Source organism: Bacteroides sp. CAG:633, from assembly GCF_000435115.1.
Lineage (GTDB): Bacteria > Bacteroidota > Bacteroidia > Bacteroidales > Bacteroidaceae > Bacteroides > Bacteroides ndongoniae.
The window spans coordinates 84,944-91,613 of sequence record NZ_FR882971.1 but is presented as its reverse complement, the minus strand read 5'-3'; the positions used below and the strand labels follow the sequence as shown (position 1 = coordinate 91,613).

6 protein-coding genes are annotated in these 6,670 nt (G+C 50.4%); 1 reads left to right on the top strand and 5 read right to left on the bottom strand.

All coding sequences use genetic code 11. From position 1 onward, the window contains the following. Window positions 1–197: 197 nt before the first annotated feature. Window positions 198–539 (bottom strand): type II toxin-antitoxin system RelE/ParE family toxin, encoded by a 342-nt coding sequence (locus QVP67_RS01585; RefSeq protein ID WP_022161814.1) that lies wholly within the window; start codon window positions 537–539, stop codon window positions 198–200. Next, the gene (locus QVP67_RS01580; protein WP_022161813.1) at window positions 517–759 is read right to left on the bottom strand and encodes a hypothetical protein; all 243 of its coding nucleotides are present in this window, start codon (window positions 757–759) and stop codon (window positions 517–519) included. The genes QVP67_RS01585 and QVP67_RS01580 overlap by 23 nt, the downstream gene beginning before the upstream one ends. Before the next feature lie 221 nt (window positions 760–980). Between QVP67_RS01580 and QVP67_RS01575 the strand changes: the two genes are divergently transcribed. Beyond that, window positions 981–3,134 (top strand): amylo-alpha-1,6-glucosidase, encoded by a 2,154-nt coding sequence (locus tag QVP67_RS01575; protein WP_022161812.1) that lies wholly within the window; start codon window positions 981–983, stop codon window positions 3,132–3,134. A gap of 92 nt (window positions 3,135–3,226) precedes the next feature. On the opposite strand, the gene QVP67_RS01570 is transcribed toward QVP67_RS01575, so the two are convergent. From QVP67_RS01570 to QVP67_RS01560, 3 genes are all read right to left on the bottom strand, one after another. Further along, entirely contained in the window at window positions 3,227–4,000 is a 774-nt protein-coding gene (locus tag QVP67_RS01570; protein WP_022161811.1) for a class I SAM-dependent methyltransferase, read from the bottom strand. A gap of 111 nt (window positions 4,001–4,111) precedes the next feature. After that, window positions 4,112–5,521, bottom strand: coding sequence for a hypothetical protein (locus QVP67_RS01565; protein WP_022161810.1), 1,410 nt, complete (start codon window positions 5,519–5,521; stop codon window positions 4,112–4,114). 34 nt (window positions 5,522–5,555) lie between these two features. After that, window positions 5,556–6,581, bottom strand: a complete 1,026-nt coding sequence (locus QVP67_RS01560; RefSeq protein ID WP_022161809.1) for a C1 family peptidase — start codon at window positions 6,579–6,581, stop codon at window positions 5,556–5,558. Window positions 6,582–6,670 lie beyond the last annotated feature (89 nt).

The following is a 6,670-nucleotide window of genomic DNA, read 5'->3' as shown; positions in this document are numbered from 1 at the left end:
TACCTGATTACAACAAATATATATAAAGGTGAGCGCAGAGGCAAACGAAAACAACGTTTTCTGGTTTGCATATGCCGAGTCGTATCCTATCTTATGGAGAGATAATGAAAAAACTACAATGTGGGAACTGGTTGCAAGGAGACAAATGGGAGGCAGCTTCTGTTTCCTTTGGCCATATATGCGGAACGGGCCGGGGATTACCCCAGCCCGTTTTTGCGTAATAATTCTTCTATTTCGTGTGAGGAAATGTTCTCGCGTTCGGCCTTGTCGTAAATGTAAAGTAGGTTGATTTCCGTTTCATCGACCGCGGCGATTACGGTAAATGTGATGACCCGCGCTCCGCCACTTTTTCCTCGTCCTTTCGAGGTGATGGCCATGCGTATCTTACGCAGACCACCGCCGAGGTCGGTACCAAGGTGGGGATTTTGTTCCAAAGCCTCAATCAGCGTTTCATAGTCTTTGGCAAACGAACGGTAATGTTTGGCCATCCGTTTGGCTTCCCGTTGGAAGGTTGGCTTAACCAATATCTTGTAGTTCATACAGAAACTCTCTTGCTGTTTTTTCTTCCAACTTTCCTTCTCGCGTTTGTTTGACTTCCTTCAGCCCCGCATCAATTCCTGCCAGAATTTCTTCCTTGCCGATGCTTTCCTCTTCTGTCTGAAGATCTTCAATCAGTTTGTCGGCCAGCCATTTTTTATTCTTTGGTGACAATGACTGAATGGTTTGCCACAGGCTTTCCATTGAGATGGTTGCTTTCATACGTTGGTTCTCCTTTTTAATCTATTTCTTGATTACAAAGATACGATATTCTTCGTAATAGCCTTGTAGAAAAGAAGATAAAAAATCCTTTTCCCGTCGTTGCTGCAAACGTTTTCCGGTAGGTTGAGAGCGGTTTGTGTACGAAGTTGCTGTAGGTTTGCCATATTTTCCCTATTATTGCAAACAGAAAAATAGAGACACAACTTATATCAACAAAAGCTATGAAACATCGTTTTCTTACTCTGTTGGCCGTACCCGTACTGATGTCATGTGGGTCGGCAGACAAAACTCCTTCTATTCCTGCACTGACAGTTGATGAACTGGGCGTGGAGGTCGCTCCCGAAGCAAACCGTGAATATTCGTATACCGACAAGAAGGCGGGATACTGGTATGGACGCACACATCAGGACGAGCCTACCGATTGGTATGCCGGATGGAATCAGGCTAAACGCCGTATTTTCTCAGACTACGCTTTGACAGTGGATGGTAAGCCTCTGTTAAGGAGCAAATCGCAAGTGTGTGTTTACCCCGACCGACTGGTACGTCGTTGGCCTGTCGCAATCGAAACACTGGCCATGGTGGACAACCGGGAATTGCTTAGTATTGTAGTGGACAAGGTGCAGGGCGACAGCATCGCCATTACACTGAATGAAACGCTGCTGAAGGATGCCAACCGACAGACTGACGCATTGTGTTACACACCACAGGAGGCAGAGAATAACCGGTTGAAGGTAGTCCCTTTGAATCCCGTTGGCATCAGCTTCAATGGTAACTGTATGCAGGCACCCGCATCTGCCGGAGGCTTCCTCATTGCTTATGGTACAGAGGCACATTGCGACTCGCTCATCGCCGGTTATCGGCAGGAAGGGGCGGAATGGCTGGCTCAGCGCAAGGCACGCATGAATCGTCTGATTACCGAAAACAATCCTCTGCATACCAATCTGCCCGAGCTGGATAAAGCTTTGGCTTGGATTACCCTGACCATGGACGAACTGATTACCGAGCAGCAGGGTAAGGGCATTTATGCCGGTCTGCCCTGGTTCAACGAGTATTGGGGGCGCGACATGTTTATCGCCATGCCGGGTGCTACACTTGTTACAGGCCAGTTTGAAGTAACGAAAGATATTCTGAAGGATTTCGCCAAGTTGCAGGATCGCGATACCACTTCAGTGACTTGCGGCCGCATCCCCAATCGCGCCAATCTGGAGGGGATTCTCTACAATACTGCCGACGGTACGCCGCGCTACGTCATCGAGGCTGAAGAACTCCTTCGCTATTCGGGCGACCGCAGTTTCCTTCGTGATATTTATCCTTCCGTTGTCCTCAGTATCGACCAGAGCTTGCGCCATCACACGGACGAGAAAGGTTACCTGCTGCATGCCGATGCCGACACGTGGATGGACGTGAAACGTAATGGCATCCCTGGTTCACCTCGCGGCAATCGTGCCAATGATATCCAGTATTTGTGGTACAAACAGCTGGAGGCCGGTGCCCACTTGGCTCGTCTGATGGATGATGCACCTCATGCCGAAGCCTGGCACGAAGCAGCCGTTCGCCTGGCTCGCAACTTCGAGGCCGACTATTGCAACAAGGATAGCCTTCTCATCTACGACCACCTGAATGCTGACGGCACTCCCGACCTGCAATACCGTCCCAATCAGCTTTATTGTTTCGACCTGATAGCCGATGAGGATTTCAAGCAACGCGTCACCCGTCGTGTGTGGGAAGAACTGGTTTATCCGTGGGGTGTGGCTTCATTGGCGCAATGGGATCTTCAGTTTCATCCGCAGCACGAGAACTGGCATTATTACCATAAAGATGATGCTTATCACAATGGCACCGTCTGGTTGTGGAATAACGGCATTGCCATGCAACGCATGATAGAGTATGGTCAGCAGGAGACAGCTTGGAAACTCTTCCAAAACATGAACCGACAAGCCTTACACGAAGGTGCAGTGGGCAGTCTTAGCGAAAACGCTGATGCCCATCCGCGTGAAGGACACTCGTGGGCAGGCCGTTCGGGTACTTTCCTGCAAGCGTGGAGCAACTCCGAACAACTGCGTGTATGGTACCAGTATTTCCTTGGCATCCGTCCCGACCTGATGAGTGGCACGGTGACTGTCGAGCCCAAGTTACCGGCTGATATCACAGAATTGCAGACTTCGGTCAAGATAGGCCGTGGTACATTATATTATACGTATAAGAATGGAAAGTTCGATGTACGTCTCGAAGGTGAGGATGCCAAGGTCAATCTCATTCTGCCTCAGGCTGCTGCTCCCAATCTGATATTCGACGGTGTAGACTTCTGTCTGCCTCGTCCGTTGGAACATTATCCATGTTTTGACACGTATCATGAAGAGGCGTTGACATACTAAAGGAATTACTTTACAAGTCATATAGTATTACCCGGATTTTCACAGATTAATGCACTGTGATAGTCCGGGTAATGTCGTTTCTGTATTCCCTTTTATTTCAGCAGATACCAGCAGGAGGTGGAGAAGAAACCGCGCAGTATGGGAAAACGGCTGAGCGGCTTCCACAGTTTGCGGGGGTACAGGTGGAATTTGGTTTCGTAGTGCGGATTGATGAACCACAGCTGTCGGTCGGCAATCCGGTAGTGCTGGCGGGCCAGTTTCTCGAATTGTTCGATGGTAGTACGTGTACGGCGGATATTCATCAGTTCGTTGATGCCACCTTGGGGTTCACCAGCCAGACGGAGTAGTCCTCGATAGGCTACTCGTGGCAACAGATGGATGAAGGGCAAGTGGGCAAGCAAGGTATGATGGCAAATCTGCTGGTGGCCACCGAAGGGCATCTGCCAGGCAGGAAAGGCGATGAAAAGGAGGCCGCCGGGCGACAGGAGATGCTTGATAGCGGCGAGCAACTGCCCTTTGTCTGCAATGTGCTCGATGACGTCGTGCATCAGGATAAGGTCGAAGGTTTCTTTTGTCACTGGTGCATATTGCAAGATGTCGGCAGCGAGGAAAGTACCTTTTGCTTCGGCCTGACGGAAGAAACGACGTGCCTCTTCAATACGCGTGGTAGCCAGGTCGATGCCTGTCACCCGGCAACCGGCTTGTGCGAAAGGTAGAAGGTTGCCACCTTCGCCGCATCCTATTTCCAATACACGAGTTTGGGACGTGATGCGGATAAAAGATTGCACATAGGGAATGTAGTGAAGGCGGCAGGTCTGTACCTGCTCGCGGAAGTAGAGTTCTCTGTTTTGATGTCTTTGCTGCATGTTGTTTTTGGTTTTGATGATGCAGCAAAGTTACGGGCTAATCTATGGTAGACGAAAAGAAACGGATGACATGATGATTTTGCTAAATGCTGTATTTCAGTATATTATGAACTATTCGCATGACATTTCATTTCCGGTTGCTTCCATGCGTAGTTTCATGCGTCGTTTGCGCTGGGCCACGATGCCTGTATCCGTATTGCCAAAGCAGAGGGCAATGGCAAACGTTCCGAAGCCTGCCGATGCCAGGCAGTGATAGAGCAGGTCGCCTTCGGTAAGGCGCGGATAGCGCTCTTTCAGGCGGGCGGTTTCATCGGCGTAGATGTCGGTTACGGCTTTTCGCAATTCGGTCTGTTCCTTCTCGGTCAGTACGCGAACATTGCGCTTGTCTTTGCTGTCTTGTTCGGACAGCAGGAGGATGCGGCGGCCAATGGCAGTGCGTTTCAGGGTCACGGCTCGCAGGTGGGCAATCTGTTCCTCGGTGTGTTGCAGCAGTGCTTCGCGTTCGCGGTCGTTTGCGTTCAGGTTATCCTTCAGCAAAGCTATTTTTTCGTTGAGTCCTTGTAGGGCAGCTTCGTACTTCAGTTGTTCTTCCCGTTTCTTGCGCCGCTGGTTTTGCAGGGCGAGGAGGAAAGCACTTGCGGCCACAGTCAGTGCAAGTATGCCCAAACCGATGTAGAGCCGGTGGCGCTCTTCTACCTGACGGATTTTCAGTTCGGCTTCGTGCTGGTAGGCCAGTTTTTCTATTTCGAGAGTCTTTTGTTGGGCGTATAGAGTGTCGGCAGATAGGGTATAGGTCAGTAGTTGGTTATAGGCTGTCGAGTCGTTTCCCAGGTGATGTTCCAGTTGGGCGCTCAGCATCAGACTGGTCATACGGTCCTTGGTGTCGGGTGCATGGATGCCTAAGTTGAAGTAATAACGGGCAGAATCTACGTCGAACCGATGTCGGTGGATTTCGGCCAGTGTGGCATAGAGTTTGGCCGGCTTTTGGCTGAAGTCTATGCTGAGGCGGGTATAAAAGGCAGCCGAGTCGAAATTGTTTTTCTCCAGAAAGTGCCAGCCGTGCAGACGATAGATTTCGGCTAAGTTGACCGAGTCCTTAATCAGTCGGGCCAGGTGGATAGCACGGTTATATAAGCGGATATTTCCGATGCTGTCTCCTAAGATATGTCGTATGGTGCCAAGGGCTTCCAATGTCTTGACCATGTCCGACGTGTCACACAATAGCGAATCCCGTTGGTAAGCCTGGGTATAAGCATCGGCGGCTTTATCGAAAACTCTGTCCCACAAATAAATGCTTCCCAAGTTATAATAACTGCGTGATTGGATGTGTGGATCGTCTGTCCGGCTCAGTACCTCGTAGTACAGGGCCATTGCTTCGGTCGGACGTTTGTTTCTCTGCATTTCGGTAGCTTGTTCGAATATGTCTTCTACATCGGGGCGTGGACGCAAGTTGCAGGCTTGTGTCAGCAGAAGCAGAAACAAAACGGGGATAATTGCAGGCTTGCAGTTCTTGATTCTCATGTTAAGGTGTTGTTGGTGTGAATGGAAGTATTGCCTAGAGGAACAGAGCTACAGTCCACATCCGGAAGTAGTCGAGGCTCATGTACATCAGTCCGTGATAGCGGTTGTTCGTTCCCCACGAGTTCTGTGCCACGAAGTAGGGACGGCCTTCGTTGTCTGTTACCCATCCTACAAGCAGCAAGGTGTGGTTGTCGTCCAAATGGCCACGGCGGTAATTGTTTTCGCGGTCGTCGGGACTGACGGGTGCATCGTGCCAGATGGCCAATCCTTCGCGCCAGTAGAAGCCGTTGTTGCTTGTGTCGCCTTCCCATACTACGGTGCCGCCTTTCTTCACTGTCTGTTCGGCTATGCGGCAGAGTGAGTCGAGGGGCAGGTTCAGGAAGGTTTTCCGTTCGTAGTTGTCAGGATAGTCCAGCACTAGTTCTTGGTTATAAGGCGTGTATTGGAAACTGGTCAGGCGTTTTACGTCGGGCATGCCGGCGGTCAGTCGGTGGTAATATTCTAGTGGCGACAGGGAGAGGCTGTCTGTCCCTATTCGTTCGGGCAGTGTACCCATGTAGCGGTCGAGTACGGTGTTGACTTCTTGTAGAAAGCGTTTACCGTTGTCCGTATCTTTACGATGTTGTTTCAGCAAGTCAGCCAGTTCACGGTTCATATCTTTCAGTCGGGTACGCGGGCGGCAGGGATATTCGTCTTGCGGAACAATGCCATAGCGTCCGGCCAGTGATAGAAAGGTATGTCCCATTCCGCGGATAGAAACCTTGCGGGCTTTGTCCTGCCAGGCGCGGAGGGCAGCTTCTTCGTAGGCTTTCCGTGTGATGAACCAAGGGGAAAGTGCGATTGTATCACCGCATAACATCAGCCGATTTTCCAGACGGGCGGTCATAGAGTATCCCCAGCAACTTTCTGCTTGTCCCTGATTGCGGGGTGGAGCGGGCAGTGGGCTGAGACATTCGTTGTGGAAAGTCAGTTCGGGCGCAGCCGGTTTGGAAGTCCATTGACAACCGGTTGTCATCAGCATACTGATTAAGACATAGAGCAGAAGATAGTGAGTTTTCATGGTGCTGTATCGACTTTATTCTTTTGGGTAAATGTTTTTGGGTGCAAATATCGCCTTTTTAAAGGATTCTCAGGTTAGTTTCGGGTTAC